The organism is Erwinia persicina NBRC 102418 (assembly GCF_001571305.1).
GTDB lineage: Bacteria > Pseudomonadota > Gammaproteobacteria > Enterobacterales > Enterobacteriaceae > Erwinia > Erwinia persicina.
Map to the genome: position 1 here is coordinate 25,995 of NZ_BCTN01000027.1, position 20,123 is coordinate 46,117.

Genomic DNA, 20,123 nt, shown 5'->3' on the forward strand with positions numbered 1-20,123 from the left:
AGGTTCTCCGCTTAACCGGCTATGTCGAATTTATTGATACGGTCGAGAAGAAGGCAAAGAGCCAGAAAAAGAATTAAGCCCGGGAGAAGCTGCCAATGTTCGGTTTCCGCAAAAAGCCAAAGCAGGAAAAGGCGCTTCAGGCTGCAAATAATGGCAGCTGGCGCAGAATTTTTGAGTCATTTACGGGGGCGTGGCAGAGAAACATTGAGGTGGACACCACAACAGTGCTGGCATATCACGCAGTTTTCTCCTGTATTTCACTCATCTCAGCAGACATTGCCAAAATGCCTCTGCAGCTGAAAAAGAAGCTGGGTAGCGGGATATGGGCCGATCACGCTGACCCCATGATTTCACCGCTACTGAGGAAGCCAAATAGCTTCCAGACACGCATGCAGTTTGTAGAGTGCTGGATGAACTCAAAGCTTTCTGATGGAAATACGTATGTCCTGAAACTGCGTGATGTTAGTGGAGAGGTCAGGCAGTTGCGCGTTCTTGACCCCAACAAGGTCACCCCCTACGTCACCGACGATGGGGAGATTTTCTATCAGGTGCGTCCTGATAACGTTCACGGGATTGAGCAGCAAGTGATGGTACCCGCGCGTGAAATTATCCATGACCGCTTCAACTGCTTTTTCCATCCACTCTGTGGGCTATCGCCTATTTATGCGTGTGGTTTAACAGCCATGCAGGGGGATGCCATCCTCACCAACTCCGCCAACCATTTTAAAAATGGTGGAAAGCCAGGTGGGGTTATCAAGGTCCCCGGAGCAGTTGATGGTGAGAAGGCGCGGGAAATTAAGCAGAACTGGGACGAGGGTTATTCCGGTGCTAATGCGGGGAAAACAGCCCTGCTTGCAGATGGTGCCGACTTTGTCACTATAGCCATGACTGCCGTTGATGCACAGATGGTTGAGCAGCTCAAGCTGACCGCTGAAATCATCTGCGCCACATTCCATGTGCCGATTTACAAGGTAAACACGGCCTCCACGCCGTCCTTTAACAATATTGAGGCTCTCGACCAGGGTTACTACTCACAGTGTCTCCAGACCCACATTGAGGGCATTGAGCTTCTGCTGGATGAGGCCTTAGACCTTGACGCCCAGACCGGTGTGGAGTTCGACCTGAATACACTGATCCGCATGGACACTGAAGGGCGTTATAAAACCTACAGCGAAGGCATCGGTGCTGGTTTCCTCACCCCAAATCAGGCACGCAAAAGCGAAAATATGCCGCCAGTTGAAGGGGGCGATACGCCGTACCTGCAGCAGCAAAACTATGCGCTGTCCGCCCTGGCTAAAAGGGATGCCAGCGACGACCCGTTCGGAAGTAAGTCTAAATCTGAACCGGCCACTAATCCGCTACCACCCATTGACGATGAAAGCAGCAAGGCTCTATCCGAGCAGGAGCATTTCATGGTCAAAGCAATGCTGAAAGGGATGCTAAACCATGAATGAACGTGACATATCACTGCTGAAGGCTGTCAGTGAGGTAGTAAAAGAGCAGCTTGCAGCTCTGAAAAAAAGTCATGAAGCAGCCATGGCGGGGCAGGCAGCTGAAATTAAATCGCTGAAAGGCATTATTGAGAAGTTACAGCATTCAGCGCCGGACGAAGAGGCCATAGCCAAGTCCGTACTGGCACTGATTGAGGTTCCTGCTGCGCCGGAGCTGCCGGACATTGAGCAGATGGTCAAGGATGCCGTTACTGAAATTCCGGTGCCTGAAGCGCCAGTTCTGCCGGATATCGATGCAATGATTCAGAAGTCTTTCGCAGCAATTCAGCTGCCAGAACCCGCCCCGCTGCCGGACATTGAGCAGATGGTGAAGGATGCCGTTGCTGAAATTCCGGTGCCTGAAGCGCCAGTGTTACCTGATATCGATGCAATGATTCAGAAGTCTGTCGCAGCAATTCAGTTGCCAGAACCCGCCCCGCTGCCGGACATTGAGCAGATGGTGAAGGATGCTGTTTTACAGCTCCCCCAGCCTAAAGATGGCACGGATGGAGAAGACGGTAAAGATGCGCTCCAGCTTGAAATCGCTCCTGAGATTAACGCTGAAAAATCTTATCCGCGCGGTACCTATGCCATCCATCTTGGCGGCCTGTGGCGTTCGTATCAGAAAACAACTGGCATGAACGGATGGGAGTGCCTTGTTGATGGTATTAGTGAAATCGATATCTCTCAGTCGGAAGAGCGGAGTTTCACTGTCAGCGCCATTAAATCCAGCGGCGAAAAGACAGAGAAAACCTTCAGCGTTCCGGTGATGATTTATCGCGACATTTTCAGCGAAGGTGAGAAATATCTGCCGGGTGACAGTGTTACCTGGGGCGGTTCTGTCTGGTATTGCCATGAAGAGACGGTGGATAAGCCCGGCGAATCAGGCTCAAAAGGCTGGAAGCTGGCCGTTAAACGCGGCCGTGATGCGAGGGTAAAACCGTGATTGAACTCATCAGCCTCGAAAGGGCTAAAGATCACCTTCGTATTGATGACGATTATGGGGACCAGGACCTTTCCTTAAAAATACAGGGTGCCAGTGCCGTGCTTCTCAGTTACATCCAGGGCAGCAGGGATAAAGTCGTCGAGGCATCCGGTGCCCTCATAGATGGTGAACCTCTCGTTCGCATGCAAAGCGCGACTCTGGTTTTGCTCGGCTATCTCGACAGAAACAGGGGGGGAGAAGAAGAGGAGAAATTAAAGAAAGGTGATTTGCCTTTAGCGGTGACGATGCTTATTTATGATCTTCGACGACCAACTATTGTATAGGGTTTTCAGCAAATGGCATGTGAAGGCTGTAAGCGCCGCCGTGAGTGGCTGAAAAACTGGATGAGGATTGCCCATGAACGAGCAACAGGTAAACGCTCTGCTGGAAGCGATGCAGAAGCAGACACAGGCGCAAAACGAGCAGACAGTGGCGCTAAACCGTCTGGCTGAGTCGAATGAATCCCTTGCAGCAGTTCTTTACCAGACGTTTGCTGAAGAAATTGAAGTCAATTCACCGGATTTTCCGATGCCAACGTATTTGAGCGGTAAGGTCAGGGGGTAGCCTATGCAGGCAGGAAAATTACGCCACCGGATCACGCTGCAGCACAAAGTTAGCGTCCAGGATCAGTTAACAGGCGCAGTCAATACTGAGTGGCGAGACCTGAAGAAGGTATGGGCTGATGTAGCCCCTTTATCTGCACGTGAATTTATCGCGGCACAGGCAACACAGGCTGAAATCACTACCCGAATCACTATCCGGTACCTCTTCGGGCTGACGAACGCCAACCGAATCGTATTCCGTGACCGGATTTATAACATCGAAGGTGTTTTGCCTGATTCTGTGAGCGGTCGGGAATACCTGACTTTACCGTGTTCAGAGGGTGTTAATGATGGCTGATGGTGTGAGCTTCAAGCTGACTGGCATCGATACTCTTCTGGGACGGCTCGACACCCTAAGTGACGACCTGAGAAACAAAGGCGGTCGTGCTGCGCTTCGTAAAGCGGGCAACGTCATTGTTGCCAGAGCGAAAGCGAATGCTGCCAGAATCGACGATCCCGGTACGGGCCGAAGTATTGCTGACAACATCGCGCAGCGTTGGGATGGCAGGCGGTTTAAGCGCACAGGTGACCTCGCATTCCGGGTCGGCGTGATGTACGGCGCGAAACTTAAAAACCATCCCTCACTCAGCAAGAATTCACCAACGCCACACTGGCGTCTGATCGAGTTTGGCACCGAGAACATGAGAGCCCAACCGATCATGAGGCCAGCCGGGGAGTCAAGCGTCAATGAGGTTGTGGCCACGTTCGTCAGTGAGTATGACAGAGCCCTTGACCGGGCTATTGCAAGAGCCAAAAAGAAAGCGGGGGGCGGATGATTGCACCAATTTTTACTACCTGTGCAGCGAGTGCTGATGTCCGAGCTCTGCTGGGCGACACCACGTTAAGGCTGTACCCGTTCGGGAAGAATCCTGAAACTCCCACATATCCCTACGCAGTATGGCAAAACATCACCGGCGAACCAGAGAATTATCTGGGCACGCGCCCGGATGCTGACAGTTACACGCTGCAGGTGGATATCTATGCCAGCACCGACAGTGAAGTGATCGCCGTGGCGCGCGCGTTGCGTGATGCGATAGAACCCCGCGCTTACATCACCCGATGGGGTGATCAGGAGCAGGACAGTGAAACCAAACGGTACCGCTATTCATTCGATGTCGACTGGATAGTGTTGCGATAACAAAAACCTTAACAACAGACCCGCTTCGGCGGGTTTTTTATTACCTGGAGAAAACTATGTCAGTCGTGACACAAGGTACTCAACTCTATGTTCTCGCAAATGGCGTGGTCAGAGAGGTCGAATGCATCACCGCGTTCTCACCTGGCGGTAACCCCGCCGATCAGATTGAAGACACATGTCTGAGTGAGCGAAGCACGCGCACTTACAAAAAAGGGCTTCGAACCCCGGCACAGGCATCTGCAACGCTCAACGCTGATCCGGCTAATGCCAGCCACCTGATGCTCAGTAACCTCGCTGAATCCTCCGATCAGGATGATTTGACCTTTGCTATTGGCTGGGCAGATGGGGAGGACGAGCCAACTGTTGGTGCTGCTGGCGCACCTGGCGCAGTTGATGGCCTGATCCTGCCGGATACGCGTACCTGGTATGTCTTCAAAGGCTACGTTGCTGACTTCCCGTTTGACTTCCAGGCCAACACGGTTGTGCAGACGACCGCCACCATTCAGCGCTCAGGTGCTGGCGTGTGGATCCCGAAGGCTGGCGCAGGCAGCTAAACAAAAGCCATGGGCGTGACATGTCACGCTCTTATTTTCCCCAAAGGATGAAAAATGAAATTAACTCTCGAATCACTGAAGAAAGCTGGCGCATTCACCGGGCGTCCGGTGGAAAAAGAAATCACATGGAAGCAGGGCGAAGAAGAATTCAGCGCTACTGTGTTCATCCGTCCACTTGGTTATCACACCGCAACGTCTGATGTACTGGCCCATGTTGGCAAGGTAGACGGTGTGGCCGGACGCATTGCCGCCAGCGTCTGTGACGAATCCGGCCGTCCGGTATTCACACCGCAGGACATCACCGGTGAAGCTGACGCCGATCGCGGTGCGCTTGATGGACAGTTGACCATTGCTCTTCTGGTTGCAATCCAGGAGGTAAATGATTTGGGAAAGACTACCAACTCAGCACCGAAGATGAGTTCTGGTGTGAACTCGTCCTCAACGGCATTGGTGGAAGAACCATTGCTGATGCCAGAGAAAACCTGAGTTTCAGGGAGTATCAAATCTGGGCTAAGTACCGCGCCGCTTACGGAAACCTGAACCCGATGATGCGAACTGAGTGGGGCGCTGCGCTGGTAGCCAGCATGCTGGCCAACGTAAACCGTGGACAGAATGACCCACCGTATAAAATCACTGACTTCGCCCCTCACATGCAGAAAGAAGCTATAAGCTTGAAAGAAGCTATGAGCAACTGGACCTAGCATGTTATCGCATGTACCACATGCTGGGATTACTATGCGATAAGGACAAGATAATTATCGTTAATCTTCAATAAAACTCTTTCTCCGGTTTTTCTTCTTTCCATTTGATTAGTTTCCCTTTAGGATTATTCCTAAAATTATCAGTAGGGGTTATGGAAATGAAAAAAACTATATTAGCTTGTGTTATTACAACTGTATTGTTGGCAGGTTGTGGCCCTAAGTCATTGAGTCCAGAAGAGAAAAAAGAAGTAGATAACCTTTCTTTGGAACTTAAAAAAACCGACGAAGAAATATCGTACTCTAAAGAGCAGGAAAGCACCTATTCAGGTGGCCTTATTAGGTCCTTAGTAATTGCTAAAATTCAAGTTTTGGAAACTAATAGGGCGCTCATTCAACAGAGAATAAATGCTATTGAGTCTGGTGCAAAAATAGACATCTCAATCAAAGGAACAAAACCTAATCATGAATTTGCTGATTCGATCAGTAAAGAAATCACATCATTAAAAAAAGAAATTTCAGATTCTAAAAGCGAAGCGTCTCAGTATAGCGGTGGCTTAATTTTGGCACTAAAAATTTCAGCGATCGCTACAAAAGAGCAAACGCTCGCTATGCTTGAGCAAAAATATTTATCAGCAAAATACGGACTGGCAGAGGTGAATAATATCTCTTTGCAAACTCCGAATTCCTCACAAACATCAACGGCAGCTAAGAAGGAAGAACCCAGCCTTCCCCCGGGGGATGGACCATTTGGTTTAGAAGAGGGGCTTAGCAAGATAAATATTGAACAAATGATAGGGCAGCCTTTAGTACTGGTAGAAGGAACAAAAAATCTTTACCTGGCACAATCTATGCCTAAAGAGAGTGATTCATTTGAGAAATATGCTTTGCTAATTTCCCCTAAAGTAGGCTTGTGCCAGATTAGAGCCCTCGGTCGTGATATAGCTACCGACAGTTTTGGCATCGCATTGCAAGGTAAGTTCAACGATCTTAAAGAGTTGCTTAATTCTATATACGGGCCTGGAAAGACTTCTGATTTCTTATTGACTGGTTCTATATGGAAAGAACCTCAAGACTGGATGATGTCTTTAAATAAGAAAGAGAGAGCGCTTACCTCCGAATGGTCACAGAGAAGCGACGCTATGATTAAGAGTAAATTAATCGAGATAGGCATGGAGGCAAGAGCCCCCAGTAGCCAGAACGGTTATATCTTCCTGCAATACACTTTTAATAACAACTCGGCATGTGAATCTGAGTTAGAGAATGAGAAGAAAAGTGCATTGTAATTAAAATTGTAATAATAACCCGCTTAGGCGGGTTTTTTTTTGCATGGAGAAAATATGGCTTCCAAGTCCCTAGGTACCCTCACCCTTGATCTTGTAGCAAAAGTTGGTGGGTTTGTTTCGGGCATGGACAGGGCAGAAAGAGCATCAGCCAAATGGAGTAAGCAGGTTCAGGAAGACGCGCAAAAGACCTCGGTTGCACTTGCTGGTATTGGCGCAGCTGCTGCGGCTACAGCTGCTGCTGCCGGTGTTGCCGGATTTAATCTTCTGAAGTCTACTTCACAGCAGATAGCATCAACTGACCAGTGGGCAAAATCCCTGAAAATGTCTACCCAAGAATTGCTGGCCTGGCAGTTCGCCGCTGAACGTGCAGGTGTGGCTGGCGACAACATGGCCGACATTTTCAAAGACCTGAGCGATAAGATCGGTGACGCGGTTCTGAATAAATCCGGCGAAGCAGTAGATGCTTTGAATGCTCTTGGTTTGTCTGCTGAAAAATTATCAAAGGTTTCACCAGATAAGCAGATGCTGGCTATCGGGGATGCGCTTGGAAAAATCAGCTCAAACGCTGCAAAAGTTACCATCCTTGAAAGCCTCGGTAATGACCTGTCTAAACTGCTGCCGCTGTTCGACAACAACAACGAAAAACTGCAAAAGTTTATCAGTATCGCAAAAGATTATGGTGTTGCGCCTGATCCGGCAACTATCGATGACCTTGTTAAGGTAAATGATATCTTCCTGGATATGGAGGCGCAGGTTAAAGGCCTCAAGATGGAGATTGCCGGGGGACTGGCCAAGGCTGATCTTTCTCCGCTCCAGTCATCACTTGATGAAGTAAGGGAGGTGCTGACAGACCCCGCAGTATTGCAGGGGATTGTGACCCTTGTGGGGGGAGTAGCTGAGTTAGCCGCCTGGCTTATTAAAGCGGCAGCGGCAGCTGGTGAACTGGCTACAAAATCAAACAGCAGGATGGCTGCTCTCGGCGGTAATATTGATACATCCAATCCTGAACAGGTACAGGAAAGGATTAATTGGCTTGAGAAAAATCAGAGCGGCCGCTCAACAGGAATGTATGGTTCCAGTCAGTCAATGATCGGATGGTTAACTGGCAAGGATGACAGTATAAAAGCTGTCAATTCCGAGCTGGACACACTTTATCAACAGCGTGAAAAACTGAGCAAGCAAAAGCCGATAAAAATAGCTGACACGGTTAATAGTGGTTCAGTTGATAGCCTGATGAACTTCGCGCTTCCTGCTGGTGGTACCAATGGTAAAAGCACAGTCAAACCTGATGCTAACGCTAAAAAACTTGAATCCGCATTTAAAGCTTCAGAAACCAGTTACCTCCGCCAGATAGCTCTCATAGATACGACGGGGAAAAAAGTTAATGAAGTGACTGAGCTTCAAAAACTTCAGTTCGATCTGGCTGATGGGAAGCTAAGTGGAATTAATTCCTCACAACAGAAAAGACTTGAGCAACTGGCGCAGGAGGTGGACAGCCTGAATGAAGTTAAAAAAGCCAACCTTGAAAACGCCAAAGTGGCAGAGCTGGTTGCTAACCTCAACGCCCAAAACCAGAATGCTCGTGAGGATTTGGGTATTGATACCAGCAGTGCTGGTATGGGAGATAGGGCACGTGACCGGTCCCGTGAAATGCTTTCAATCCAGAGGGGATTCATTGAGCAACAGCGACAGCTCCAGCAGGAATATGCCAAAACTGGTGATAAATCCCTTTATGACAAACAGACAGATGCACTAAATAGCGCGATGAAAGAGCGCATAAGCATTCAGGAAGACTATTACAAAAGCGTCGATGCGATGCAGTCGGACTGGATGAGCGGTATGAGTGATGGTCTGGCGAACTGGCTTGATGATTCATCCAATTATTCAGCATCAGCAGCGAGCGCTGTGAGTAATGGCCTTGGTAGCGCTCTGGATAATGTCGCGGATATGCTGATAGGAAATAAAGCCAGCTGGAAGGACTGGATGACTTCAGTGCTATCGATGATTGTGAAAATCGGTCTTCAGATGGCAGCTGTAAATCTTATCAGTGGCATAGTCAGTTCAGTAGGCGGCGCTGCAGGGGGCGCTGCGGCAGGCGGGGCGGCAGCAGGTGCAGGGTCTACCGGGGCAATGGGAATGAGCACCGGTTATCAGGCGTATGTGGGAGGTTTCGACGGTGGAGGATTCACCGGGCAGGGTGGCAAATTTGAACCTGCTGGCGTTGTCCACAAGGGCGAATTCGTTTTCACCAAAGAAGCCACCGAGCGGATTGGCGTTGAAAACCTTTATGACATGATGCGCGGATATGCAACAGGGGGCCTCGTCGGTTCAATGGGCTCCGGTGGTAATACTACTCCAGCAATAAACCGCAACCCGGCTAATGGGCCAAGCATTTCAGTCAGTGTGCCGATCACCATCGAGGGAGGTGGTGCTGGTGAAACAAGCACGGCAAATACCACTGATGCCGCCAAGCAGTTGGAAGGCATGATGAAAAAAACCATCAATGACTGGGCACGCATGCAAATGTCGCCCGGTGGACTGCTGTATGGCAGGAGACAAGGGTGAAAATTAACGGTCGGGTGGGCTATGGCAATTGACGAATTTGGATGGTGCGTAAGAACGGGTGCCACCGAAGAACTGACGGTTTCTACTATGGAGGCTCAGTTCGGAGACGGCTACAAGCAAGTCGCCGGAACCGGTATCAACGATGCCCGAGAGTCGTGGCCAGTAACCTGCAGCGGCAGTAAGGCAGAGATGGCCACAGTCAGAGCATTTCTGAAGTCACACGTCACAGTGTCGTGCTGGTGGGTTAATCCATGGGGTGAGCGAAAGCTTTACCGGGTTAAACCGGACTCTATCCGGCCTAACTTCATCAACGGAAATTTTGTTGAAATCGCGTTTACCTTTGAACAGGCATTTGCGCCGTGATAAGTCAGGAAAATTAACAGGGCTGCATGCGCCCTTTTTTAATGGGTGAAATATGCCTTTTTTACAGGATATACAGCAACTGGAGCCGGGGAGCCTTGTGCAGCTGATTGAGGTCGATGGCACCGATTTTGGCATGGATACTGTCCTCAGGTTTCATGCTTACAACCTCCCTACGGACGGGTGGAAATCTTTCGCCGGGGAAAACCTTCCGTCGATAATCTGGCAGGGAAACGAATACGATCCCCACCCCTACCAACTTTCCGGGATGGAGATGAGCAGCGCAGGCGCACAGCCAACGCCAAAGCTTTCAGTCAGCAATGTGGGGAATTTCGTCTCAGCACTTTGCCTGCAGTTTGACGACCTGGTGAAAGCCAGAGTGAAAATCCACACCACGATGGCTAAATATCTCGATGCGGCTAACTGGATTCAGGGAAACCCTAACGCGAACCCCCAGGATGAACGCGTCCAGCTTTTCCTGGTCAATGCCAAAACTGCAGAGACGCGTTCCGTTGTTGAGTTCGAACTGTGCTCACCCTTTGACATTCAGAGCCTGCAGCTTCCATCCCGGCAGATTACGCCAGTATGCACGTGGTGCATACGCGGCTGGTACCGCACCGGAACGGGGTGCGACTACGCCGGGACCCGGTATTTCACCAAAGACGGATCGCCAACTAGTGACCCGTCAAAAGACGAGTGCGGTGGGCGCATGGCTGATTGCAAGGCGCGGTTCGGTGAAGATAAGCCACTATCGTTCGGGGGCTTCCCTGCCGCTAATTTACAGGGGAAATAGCGATGCGAGAAAAATTACTGGCCGCCATACGTGAACACGTTGCCTCGGAATACCCGAAAGAGGCTTGCGGTCTAATTATCCAGTCAGGCCGGAACCAGACATACATAGCTTGCAGGAACATCGCAGACGACCCGACCCAGGACTTCACACTGTCACCGGATGATAAGCGTGCTGCGGAGGCGAAGGGCGATATTCTGATGGTTATTCATTCACACCCGGATGTGCCGCAGCTTATCCCGACAGAGTTTGACCGGGTGCAGTGCGATTATTCAGGCATTGAATGGGGGATCATGTCATGGCCAGACGGTGACTTCTGCACTATCAGCCCTCGCGGAGAGCGTGAATTAATTGGCCGGCAGTGGGTTCTTGGATATGCCGACTGCTGGACACTCATAATGGATTATTACCGTCAGGAACACGGCATCGTGCTAAATAACTGGTCGGTTGATTACGAGTGGTGGCATGACGGCAAAGAAAGCCGCTACGACGACAACTGGCAGGCTGAAGGCTTCGTGCAGGTAGAACCTGAAGATATGCGGGAGGGGGATATGATTATGATGCGCGTGCAGTCACCTGTAACGAATCATGCGGCGATTTATGTCGGTGATAACCTCATGCTACACCACAACTCAGAAAGCCTTTCCACGCGTGTGCCGTATGGTGATTACTGGCGCAACCGAACCGTGCGCATTGTGCGCCGCAGGGAGCTGATGAATGCTTAAAACGATGCGGTTAAAAGGCGTCATGGCGAAGAATTTCGGAGCTGTGCACCGCTACCACGTTGCAGACCTGCGCGAACTGATCCGCGCCATGTGCTCACAGGTGCCGGGTTTCAAAAAATATGTGTCTAACGCCCATCTCAACGGGGTGCGCTTCGCCTTCTTCAGCGGTAAAGAGAATATCGGCCTCCAGGAGTTCGATATGTCTTCTGCTTCCACTGAGTTTTGTATGGAGCCGATTATTGAAGGGTCGAAGCGTGGCGGCGTGCTTCAGATAGTGATCGGTGCAGTAGCTCTGGTAGCAGCTTACTTCACTGCTGGAGCATCATTTACTGTGCTGGGCGTGACAGCTTCGACAGTGACAACGGCGCTTACCGGCCTCGGCATCAGCATGGCGCTGGGCGGTGTTATTCAGATGCTTACCCCGCAGCCCAATTACAACATTGGGGCATCGTCCAGCACAGATAACAAACCTAACTATGCATTCGGGTCCCCTGTAAACACGGTTGCGATGGGATATCCGGTGCCTGTCCTGTATGGCCAGAGGGAAATCGGTGGCGCGATTATCAGCGCAGGCAGCTTTACCAGCGACCAGCAGTAATAACAATCAGGCAGACAAGCCACCTACGGGTGGCTTTTTTTATGGGTGAAATATGCGACTTCTTGACGGCGAAATGATTTATCAGGGAAGCAAGGGCGGCGGTGGAAGTCCACGTACTCCAACCGAACAAGCCGATGACCTGCTTTCCGTAGCAAAGCTAAAACTTTTGCTGGCCATCTCAGAGGGCGAAATTCAGGGCGATCTGACTGCACAACAAATTTTCCTCAACGATACCCAACTTGCTAACGATGATGGAACCTATAACTTCACTGGCGTGGTGTGGGATTACCGCAAGGGCACTCAGGATCAGGCCTATATTCAGGGTATGCCAGAGGTCGATAACGAGCTGGCTGTAGGCGTGACGGTAACGCAGCCCGTTCCCTGGACTCGCCAGTACACTAATCTGTCCCTTGATGCCGTGCGCATCAAACTGAGCCTGCCTGTCCAGTACCAGTACAAAGACAATGGCGACATGGTGGGCGCAGTCACGCAGTATGCTATCGACCTGTCGACGGATGGCGGTTCATGGGTGCAGGTGGTTGATGGGCGATTTAACGGGAAAACCACGTCAGAGTATCAGCGGGACCATCGAATTGACTTACCGAAAGCGACGGCTGGATGGGCAATCCGGGTACGTCGTATTACTGCAGACTCCACTTCGTCCCGCCTGGTAAATGCCTTTAAAGTATTTTCATTCGCTGAAGTTATCGACAGCAAACTACGTTACCCAAATACCGCGCTGCTTTATGTGGAAGTTGATGCGTCACAGTTTAATGGTCAGGCACCCAAGATCACCTGCAAGCCAAAAGGCAAGCTGGTACGCGTGCCGACGAATTACGAACCGACTAGCAGGACATACAGTGGCACCTGGCAGGGTGATTTTAAATACGCTTACACCAATAATCCGGCATGGGTTTTTTACGATCTGGTGCTGGACAAAATATGCGGCATGGGCACGCGCGTAGATGCTTCCATGATTGACAGGTGGGAGCTGTACTCGATCGCAAAGTACTGCGATCAAATGGTGCCAAACGGGGCTGGCGGCACGGAGCCGCGCTTTACCTGTAACGTCTTCATCCAGAGCCAGCAAGATGCTTATACCGTCCTGAAGGACATCGCGGCTATTTTTCGCGGCATCACGTTCTGGGGTAACAGTCAGATTTTCGTGAACGCCGATGTGCCACAAGTTGATTCCAACGGCAACGTGGACGTGGACTTTGTGTACCACGCGGCTAACGTGGTCGATGGATTATTCACGTATGCCGGGGGCAGCTATAAAAACCGATATTCGTCATGCCAGACAAGCTACTCAGACCCGGCCAACCACTACTCCGACACCGTTGAAAGCGTTTACGATTCCGAGCTTGTAGCCCGGTATGGCGTCAGGGAATTAACATTAACGGCAATAGGCTGCATATCACAGAGCGAAGCACACAGGCGCGGACGCTGGGCTCTGCTGTCAAATGCCAAAGATGGGACAGTATCATTTGGTGTCGGGCTGGATGGCTATATACCCGTACCTGCTGAGATTATCGGCGTGGCCGATCCGTTCCGCAGTGGTAAGCAAAACGGCGGTCGCATCAGCGCAGTAAATGGCCGGAGCGTGACGCTCGACCGAGTAATTGATTATGCAGCCGGTGATCGGCTGGTAGTTAACCTTCCAGACGGGACAGCGCAGACACGCACCATTGCTAACGTCAGCAGTGATAAAAAAACGGTGACAGTGGCAACCAGTTTTCGTATGACCCCGGCAGCAGGCGCTGTATGGGCCATCGATAGCGATAATCTCGCTATCCAGTATTTTCGCATTACATCAATTTCATCTAATGATGACGGAACGTTTACTGTCGCGGGTGTACAGCATGATCCGAATAAGTACCGCTATATTGACGATGGCGTGCGCATTGAACCGGCACCGATCACCGTTACGCCAATCAGCGTTCTGAAAGCGCCGTCCAACATCAAGATCAGTGAAGTCAGCTTTGTTGAGCAGGGCCTTTCTGTCTCCTCGATGCAGGTCACATGGGATCGTGTTGAGGGTGCTATCAGCTACGTGGCACAGTGGCGAAAAGACAAAGGCGACTGGGTCAACGTCAGCCAGACCAGCGCTCAGGGCTTCAGCATCAACGGAATTTACACGGGCGTTTATGATGTTCGCGTCCGTGCTGTCAATGCTGTTGAGGTTTCTTCTCCATGGGGGTTTTCCGACTCAACGCCGCTAACAGGAAAAGTCGGTAAACCGGGCACGCCTGTAAGCCTGTTCGCCACTAATAACGTTGTGTGGAATATCGATGTTACATGGGCATTCCCCGCTGGCTCCGGCGACACCGCATACACAGAACTTCAGGTGGCAACTACTGCAGATGGACAGAACCCTCAGCTACTGAGCTTTATTCCTTACCCTGGCGTCAGCTATCAGCACGGGCCTATGCCTGCAGGAGTTCGCCGCTGGTACCGGGCGCGGCTGGTGGACAAAATCGGCAACGTGGGAGGCTGGACGGCATTTGTGGGCGGCGCAACAAACGTTAACGCGAATGACTTGATCGGTGACGTTGTTGAGGATTTCCTCACGTCACCAGATGGACAGGCGCTACTGGACCCGCTACAGACCGATCCTGAAGCCATTCTTAAAGATATCCTGGCAGTGTACGACACTGTTAATCAGCAGTGGGCTCAGTTTGGAGAAAACCGCGCTGGCATAATTCAGGCCACCAAAGTTGCTACCGATGCGCAGTCTTCTGTTGCCGATTTAGCAACGGTGGTAACTGCAAATTACAATGATCAGCAGGCAGCAATTGAGCAGAAGATGACAGCTTATGCTGACGTCGATAACCCTTCCGCAATTTATTCACTGAAAGTTGGCATTAAGTATAACGGTACGAATTACGATGCTGGCCTTTCTGTTGCTGCAACTGTTAACGGAACGAGCGTTGATACGCGTGTTGCCGTAAATGCCAATCAGTTCGTTGTCATGAGTGGGGCTGCAGGGAATTATTATTCCCCGTTCATCATTAAAGACGGTCAGGTACTGATTAACCAGGCGTTCATTGGCACGGCATGGATTGGGCGCGGCAATATCACTGATGTTCTGCAATCAGATAACTACGTTGCTGGTCAGTCTGGACTTTCAATCAACTTTAAACTGGGAACTTTCGAGAACTACGGTTATAACCCAGGTGAAGGAAAAATGAAGCAGACGAACCAGACAATTAGTGTAGCTGATGCTCGCGGTGTCCTGCGCGTCCAGATTGGGCGCATTACGGGAGTGTTTTAATGGCAAACTGGGGCATTGCAACATGGGACGGTAATGGAACTGATAACAATACAGGGCTAGTGCGCATACTGGTGCTGGGTACTGCAACCCTTACAGACGGGCAGACCACAGGCTCCTGGTCTTACAGCGTTCCTTCCGGAATGAGAATAGATTATCTTTTCCAAAACACCTCGGCTGCAGGAACTACAAACCGTCGCCGTTTTACTGTAAATGGCAGCACCATATCAATTTCAGCTGCAGGTGCAGATTACTCGGCAGGAACCGAGCCCCGTTCTGCTGGGCGTGTGATTTTTTACTTGAGGAAAATATAATGGCTGACTACGGTGCTTATCTCACAGACCAGCAAGGTAACCCCTATTATATACTCGATACTATGCCGTTGTGCCTTATAAGTAAGCAGTCTTTCACTCGAACAGCATCAAATGGTGTTATCGATATCCACGATAACGATTCAGTATTCAGGATGGTTTTTTGTCGTAGTAACATCGCCAGAGTCAGCTTCTATTATGCGCTGAATACCACTACTGGGAAGTACGCAATATTTAGCTCAGGCCCTGGCACGTACACGATTGATGTATATGTTTTCGGGTATCAGTATCAAACACCGCCGACATTTGGTATCGCTATATGGGACGCAGCTGGGCGTTGCGTAATGACAAATGAAACTAAAGTTATGCGGGGAGTGGAGGTAGTAGGAAACCAGACTGTCGAGAGCAATTCCGGGTACAATGTCAACACTACTCTGGCTGGCGACTGGGCAGTTGCGCCAGATGTTATGGGGTACTTTACGGGGGTAATAAACCAGGGGGGGCAGGTATATCCGGTCAGGGCCGTGGCTTACACATCCGCGTGCAAATCAGGGAGCAACACAGTAATAAAGTCAGAGTTTGTAGGTGACTCAGGTAGTGGGGCAAGCAATGTGCAATTTGTAAATCATCGCAACACGATAAAAGCAATAAACGTAAGTATGTATTAATTCGATCGAAACGATCGAAAACTCCCATCATGATAAATAATAAAATTGATTAGTCTGTATGAAACTTATTTAGAGGTTTCATAATGTTTAAATCAACGCTCCTTCTTTGTCTATTTTTGTTGTCCGGTTGCAGCGGCATCCTTGAAAAGCAAGAGCCTGTTTGTGAAGGTGTTGCATTACTTTCTGGTAAAGAAACCACCGTACAAATCTATGCTGTACGTAAGCAGCAAAGCCAGACCCAATATAAAGCCGGTTATCCATTTAACTGGCAGTGGATAAGTAAGAATAATTTTACCCGAACGACATGCGATAAATAATTCGCACATACATCACTGAACCCGGCCACTGCGCCGGGTTTTTTATTGCCGGAGAAAACCATGCCAGCAGGCACTATTGCACTAACGAATAATTCAGCCACTGTGGGTGGCACCGGATCCGCGTTCACTACAGAGCTGAAAGCGGGTGACTTCATCGGTGTTACTGTCGGCGGTGCGCCATACACAATGATTGTTGCGTCGATCGCTTCAAACACGCAGCTCACAATTGCGCAGGCGTACAATGGGCCAACCGCCAGCGGCTTGGCATGGTATGCAGTCCCAGCATCTTTGATGCACGCAATCACCCAGCAGACGCTGAATGACATGGCATCAAATCTGCGCGGCATGACGCTGCAGATGGATAACTGGCAGAAGATTTATAGTGACGCGGCCTCAGTTACTGTGCAGCGCCCTGACCGCAGCACGTTCACCGGCCCGAGCTGGGGCTATATGTCTTCGCAGTACTCGAACAAAGCTGATAAAACAGAGCTGGATGCTTTTGCAAAAAAAGGAGAAAATAGTGATATCACGAAACTGAATGGCTTAACGATACCTTTAGAATCTTCAGGCCTTTATCGTGATAATGAAGTGGGAGTGCATCAGCGCTCAGGAACATTTTCATACAGCGGTGCACCGAATGCTCAGGCGGCGATCGGTTTGGCTCAAAATGGCTGTGGCTTCCAGTCGATTTATACTAATGCCAGACGCGCTCAGTTGTACATGAACACATCAGGTGCAGTTTGGGCAAGATTTTCAACTACTACTGCAGCAGTTGACACCTCAACGCCATGGTCGACAATGTGGTCAACCGTTAACACGACTATTGATACTAATAATTGTATCAAGCGAGCATCACCCATCGCCCGCCTTACCAATGATGTAAGCCAGATGCAGCCAGATTTTGCGGTAGATAATCAGCATATCATCGCTGGCCTTGCATCGGTAAATGCTGAAGCAGAAGGTGTGAGCGCAGAAAAATTAGCGACGGGGGTTTATCGTATTACCGGCTCTCTCGGTCTCGCCGTGGAAGGATGGACGATAGAGGGGCCTCAAGACAATAACGGGAACCGGCTTTGCTTTATTGAAAATGAAATGGATGGTGACGCACTTATCATTCGAGTGTCTTCACGCCGCTTCGACATCAACACGGCGATGATCATCGCTAATGAGCCAATGGACATTCCGTCAGGCCGCTGGATAGACCTCCGTTTACAGATGCCGGATGATTCTGCCTGGAACATCAAAATGAAAGAGAGGGAGCTTGCCACAGGAGAACAAGCGTTTACTCGTTGAATTTGCCACCAGACAAGCTTCCTATGATACATGCGCTAAAAATCATCACTTTTGATAGTATTGAAAGACTAATTATAAGGAGATTCATATGCTCAGATTCATCACTGCTTTTTCACTATTTCTGGCTTTCTCTTCATCAGCCGCATGTTGGATTGTTGAGGATGTACGCGGCTCGTCATACGCTGATCGCAATCAATATCAGAGGGAGGATGATGGATTTAAAGGGAAGTTCACAATATTGGTGACCGGACAGGCTGCAACAGTACTTTATGACGGTGCTGATGCTGGTGGTATGTCATACCGTCCACTAACAGAGAACGTAGTGGTCGGGCTTTCATCTGAACCTGGTAAACATGCGATGGAAACATGGGTTATCCAGCAAGATGGGACTGTACTTTTGACCAAAACTATTTCTGGATTTCCCGGCTTTGACTCGGCAAAGGCAATGGTTGGTCATGTGTCTGGTCACTGCGAATAGGTAATTAAACCCGGCGCGGGGGCCGGGTTTAATTATTCAGTCAATTATATTGTTCATTTCATCAAAAAGGTAAGGTGCAATTGATATATCTTTCTGTTTCTGCGATGCTTTTTTGAATTTATCAATATTCGGACAAGTTTCCATTAAACCTTGCACCCTGCCTATCTGATGGATGAGAATATTCCTTCCATTATCATTAAGCCATTGGTGAAATCGGGCTCTTCTTTTTCCATCTTCCTTGATGTTCAGATTATCCAATTCTTTCTTTAGGTAACCATGCTCAATTGGGTCATAAACGTATTTATTTATGAACTTTCCGTAGTACTGAGGTCGTTTCCTTGATGAGGTGGATTCATTAGAATATAGACGATCTAGCTCTGCAAAAAAAGAGTCGGGAAATGTAAGCATCCATTTTTGTAGCCCTTCAGAAATGTATTTTGAGAGAAGGAGTCTCAAGGCGTCATGTTTACGATCATGTTGATACCCAGTAGCTTCATCTACCAAGGCATCGATACCTACCATTGCGAAAGCTGAGAGAAGAATTTCAGCTTGAATTGCTAGTTTCTCTTGACTCTGAAGTAATAAGTCTTTCCTTCTTGCATCCAAATATATTTGGCACATTCTAGGAAGAAGGGTAGCTGCATAGCCTTGTTTTTTTTTCGTACCGTCGATGTAAGTTATTAACTTGGTCCGGTCAATAACATCTTGAGTAATCAAGGATTCTAAGTTCTTTGCGGCAAGAAAAGGGGGGATTTTGGTCCCATCAATTTCTAACCTTCCATTCATTCCTTTTCTGGAGCGGCCGAAGGCATTGAATATTGATGTCGCTGACAAAACCCTAGTACCATCTTCAAGAACAGCACAGTCAAGCGTCGCGTCACCAATAGGTAAAGAACCTTGGTAGATCGCTTTAAGTAAAACCTCTTCATCTGACATAAATTATCCTTCTCAAGTCAAAGTATCGTGCGTCCATCGCCCACCACCCCTTGGACGCTACAAACACAAGCGCCCCCGAACCTATCTTCCCGCCACAGGGCTTTGCCATATGATAACCTGGGCTAATGAGTTAGAAATTATGGTGATTTAATCAGCCTGGACGGATGATCAGGTTATATGACCAAGGATGTGATAAATCTCATCATAAATCATCGGCCTGACAATTTTCCCGTCTCGGCAGGTTGATCATTTTCGTTACCCGATCAAATAATACTGTATATCCAAACAGTATTGAGGTGAGTATGGGCAGAAGAGACGACATCCCAGCGGCTTTCAGGATGAGTATCAAAGTTGCAGAAAACGGGCGGCGTACAGTGACGACAGCGGATTTCGTGGCCGCGCTGGCGCTCGTTAACTACGACTGGTCGCTCGCCGAAGCTAACCGCTGGATAGAGCACTATCAATCCTCGTTCCGCGATGTCTCTACGGAAGAGGGTGAGCGGCGCACATTCCACCTGAGCAATCCGAACGGCGGGGGCTGACATGGGATTCCCTTCACCGGCGAAAGACTACATCGAGCCCCGGCTCGACCTTAACGAAATATTCATTCTCCATCCGGCCGCGACGACGCTTGTGCAGTATGACGGCATTACATATATCGTCGATGCTGCTTTAACGCCACGGGATGGAGACACGCTGTGTTATGAGATATTCGGAGAGCAGGGGATAGGAAAGTTAATGGGGGGCTGCATAGTAACGCCTGATGGGGAATGCATCGAAGGGGAGGTGCTTAATGATGTCGTAGTGATGGGTAAGGTCACGACTGCTATTACTCCGCTTTACGATTGTGGGAGGCCCACGATTTAGATATGGCCAGCAAACCGATGTGTTTATGGACAGCCTTATGTGGTTATTTCTTAGAAAATTATTCTGCAAAACTATTTTTAACTTGATGTTATATATATTATTTTTTACAAGAAAAAATAATGGGAAAACCCCAGCAATGGGATTGTTTATGACTTAAAAATCATATGATTACAGCATTTTATTCATGCTAC

At 49.4% G+C, this 20,123-nt stretch carries 25 protein-coding genes; 24 read left to right on the forward strand and 1 reads right to left on the reverse strand.

Annotated elements, in window-relative coordinates; genetic code table 11:
* Positions 1–95: 95 nt before the first annotated feature.
* From EPE01S_RS20655 to EPE01S_RS20745, 22 genes are all read left to right on the forward strand, one after another.
* On the forward strand, positions 96–1,454 hold the full coding sequence (locus tag EPE01S_RS20655) for a phage portal protein (RefSeq protein ID WP_062748949.1): 1,359 nt from the start codon (positions 96–98) through the stop codon (positions 1,452–1,454).
* Positions 1,447–2,436: a hypothetical protein gene (locus EPE01S_RS20660; RefSeq protein WP_062748951.1), complete on the forward strand. Its 990-nt coding sequence runs from the start codon at positions 1,447–1,449 to the stop codon at positions 2,434–2,436. Before EPE01S_RS20655 ends, EPE01S_RS20660 begins: the two co-directional genes overlap by 8 nt.
* The gene (locus EPE01S_RS20665) at positions 2,433–2,759 is read left to right on the forward strand and encodes a head-tail connector protein (protein WP_062748953.1); all 327 of its coding nucleotides are present in this window, start codon (positions 2,433–2,435) and stop codon (positions 2,757–2,759) included. The genes EPE01S_RS20660 and EPE01S_RS20665 overlap by 4 nt, the downstream gene beginning before the upstream one ends.
* Before the next feature lie 73 nt (positions 2,760–2,832).
* The gene (locus tag EPE01S_RS20670; protein WP_062748955.1) at positions 2,833–3,039 is read left to right on the forward strand and encodes a hypothetical protein; all 207 of its coding nucleotides are present in this window, start codon (positions 2,833–2,835) and stop codon (positions 3,037–3,039) included.
* A 3-nt stretch (positions 3,040–3,042) separates the two neighbouring features.
* Entirely contained in the window at positions 3,043–3,375 is a 333-nt protein-coding gene (locus tag EPE01S_RS20675) for a phage head closure protein (protein ID WP_062748956.1), read from the forward strand.
* A complete protein-coding gene (locus EPE01S_RS20680) occupies positions 3,368–3,853 on the forward strand; it encodes an HK97-gp10 family putative phage morphogenesis protein (protein WP_062748996.1) in 486 nt (161 codons plus the stop codon). The genes EPE01S_RS20675 and EPE01S_RS20680 overlap by 8 nt, the downstream gene beginning before the upstream one ends.
* Complete coding sequence (locus EPE01S_RS20685; protein ID WP_062748957.1) at positions 3,850–4,215, forward strand: DUF3168 domain-containing protein; 366 nt, start codon at positions 3,850–3,852, stop codon at positions 4,213–4,215. The genes EPE01S_RS20680 and EPE01S_RS20685 overlap by 4 nt, the downstream gene beginning before the upstream one ends.
* A 56-nt stretch (positions 4,216–4,271) precedes the next feature.
* Entirely contained in the window at positions 4,272–4,769 is a 498-nt protein-coding gene (locus tag EPE01S_RS20690; RefSeq protein WP_062748958.1) for a phage tail tube protein, read from the forward strand.
* Between the two features lie 54 nt (positions 4,770–4,823).
* The gene (locus EPE01S_RS20695; protein WP_062748961.1) at positions 4,824–5,255 is read left to right on the forward strand and encodes a phage tail assembly chaperone family protein, TAC; all 432 of its coding nucleotides are present in this window, start codon (positions 4,824–4,826) and stop codon (positions 5,253–5,255) included.
* The gene (locus tag EPE01S_RS24205; RefSeq protein ID WP_444542311.1) at positions 5,252–5,470 is read left to right on the forward strand and encodes a phage tail assembly protein T; all 219 of its coding nucleotides are present in this window, start codon (positions 5,252–5,254) and stop codon (positions 5,468–5,470) included. The genes EPE01S_RS20695 and EPE01S_RS24205 overlap by 4 nt, the downstream gene beginning before the upstream one ends.
* Positions 5,471–5,622: 152 nt before the next feature.
* A complete protein-coding gene (locus EPE01S_RS20700) occupies positions 5,623–6,753 on the forward strand; it encodes a hypothetical protein (RefSeq protein ID WP_306304617.1) in 1,131 nt (376 codons plus the stop codon).
* Positions 6,754–6,807: 54 nt separating this feature from the next.
* The gene (locus tag EPE01S_RS20705) at positions 6,808–9,318 is read left to right on the forward strand and encodes a phage tail tape measure protein (RefSeq protein WP_072277503.1); all 2,511 of its coding nucleotides are present in this window, start codon (positions 6,808–6,810) and stop codon (positions 9,316–9,318) included.
* 21 nt (positions 9,319–9,339) lie between these two features.
* On the forward strand, positions 9,340–9,681 hold the full coding sequence (locus EPE01S_RS20710; RefSeq protein ID WP_062748966.1) for a phage tail protein: 342 nt from the start codon (positions 9,340–9,342) through the stop codon (positions 9,679–9,681).
* A gap of 52 nt (positions 9,682–9,733) precedes the next feature.
* Positions 9,734–10,471 carry a phage minor tail protein L gene (locus tag EPE01S_RS20715; protein WP_062748968.1) on the forward strand — a complete coding sequence of 246 codons (738 nt, stop codon included), beginning with the start codon at positions 9,734–9,736 and terminating at the stop codon, positions 10,469–10,471.
* Positions 10,472–10,473: 2 nt separating this feature from the next.
* On the forward strand, positions 10,474–11,193 hold the full coding sequence (locus EPE01S_RS20720; RefSeq protein ID WP_062748970.1) for a C40 family peptidase: 720 nt from the start codon (positions 10,474–10,476) through the stop codon (positions 11,191–11,193).
* Positions 11,186–11,791 carry a tail assembly protein gene (locus tag EPE01S_RS20725; RefSeq protein WP_062748972.1) on the forward strand — a complete coding sequence of 202 codons (606 nt, stop codon included), beginning with the start codon at positions 11,186–11,188 and terminating at the stop codon, positions 11,789–11,791. The genes EPE01S_RS20720 and EPE01S_RS20725 overlap by 8 nt, the downstream gene beginning before the upstream one ends.
* A 52-nt stretch (positions 11,792–11,843) precedes the next feature.
* Entirely contained in the window at positions 11,844–15,065 is a 3,222-nt protein-coding gene (locus tag EPE01S_RS20730; RefSeq protein WP_062748974.1) for a TipJ family phage tail tip protein, read from the forward strand.
* Positions 15,065–15,376 (forward strand): hypothetical protein, encoded by a 312-nt coding sequence (locus tag EPE01S_RS23085; protein WP_072277504.1) that lies wholly within the window; start codon positions 15,065–15,067, stop codon positions 15,374–15,376. The genes EPE01S_RS20730 and EPE01S_RS23085 overlap by 1 nt, the downstream gene beginning before the upstream one ends.
* A complete protein-coding gene (locus EPE01S_RS20735) occupies positions 15,376–16,041 on the forward strand; it encodes a hypothetical protein (RefSeq protein WP_062748976.1) in 666 nt (221 codons plus the stop codon). Before EPE01S_RS23085 ends, EPE01S_RS20735 begins: the two co-directional genes overlap by 1 nt.
* An 83-nt stretch (positions 16,042–16,124) precedes the next feature.
* On the forward strand, positions 16,125–16,358 hold the full coding sequence (gene cor / locus EPE01S_RS23090; protein WP_072277505.1) for a phage exclusion lipoprotein Cor: 234 nt from the start codon (positions 16,125–16,127) through the stop codon (positions 16,356–16,358).
* Between the two features lie 60 nt (positions 16,359–16,418).
* Positions 16,419–17,651: a phage tail fiber protein gene (locus tag EPE01S_RS23740; RefSeq protein WP_062748978.1), complete on the forward strand. Its 1,233-nt coding sequence runs from the start codon at positions 16,419–16,421 to the stop codon at positions 17,649–17,651.
* Positions 17,652–17,739: 88 nt separating this feature from the next.
* Complete coding sequence (locus tag EPE01S_RS20745; protein WP_062748980.1) at positions 17,740–18,129, forward strand: hypothetical protein; 390 nt, start codon at positions 17,740–17,742, stop codon at positions 18,127–18,129.
* A gap of 36 nt (positions 18,130–18,165) precedes the next feature.
* Here EPE01S_RS20745 and EPE01S_RS20750 read toward each other — a convergent pair whose 3' ends face one another.
* Complete coding sequence (locus EPE01S_RS20750; protein WP_062748982.1) at positions 18,166–19,065, reverse strand: P63C domain-containing protein; 900 nt, start codon at positions 19,063–19,065, stop codon at positions 18,166–18,168.
* A gap of 302 nt (positions 19,066–19,367) precedes the next feature.
* On the opposite strand from EPE01S_RS20750, the gene EPE01S_RS20755 reads away from it, so the two are divergent.
* Together EPE01S_RS20755 and EPE01S_RS20760 are read left to right on the forward strand one after the other, a co-directional pair.
* A complete protein-coding gene (locus EPE01S_RS20755; RefSeq protein ID WP_062748985.1) occupies positions 19,368–19,607 on the forward strand; it encodes a hypothetical protein in 240 nt (79 codons plus the stop codon).
* A gap of 1 nt (position 19,608) precedes the next feature.
* Positions 19,609–19,932 (forward strand): S24/S26 family peptidase, encoded by a 324-nt coding sequence (locus EPE01S_RS20760; RefSeq protein ID WP_062748987.1) that lies wholly within the window; start codon positions 19,609–19,611, stop codon positions 19,930–19,932.
* Positions 19,933–20,123: the final 191 nt, after the last annotated feature.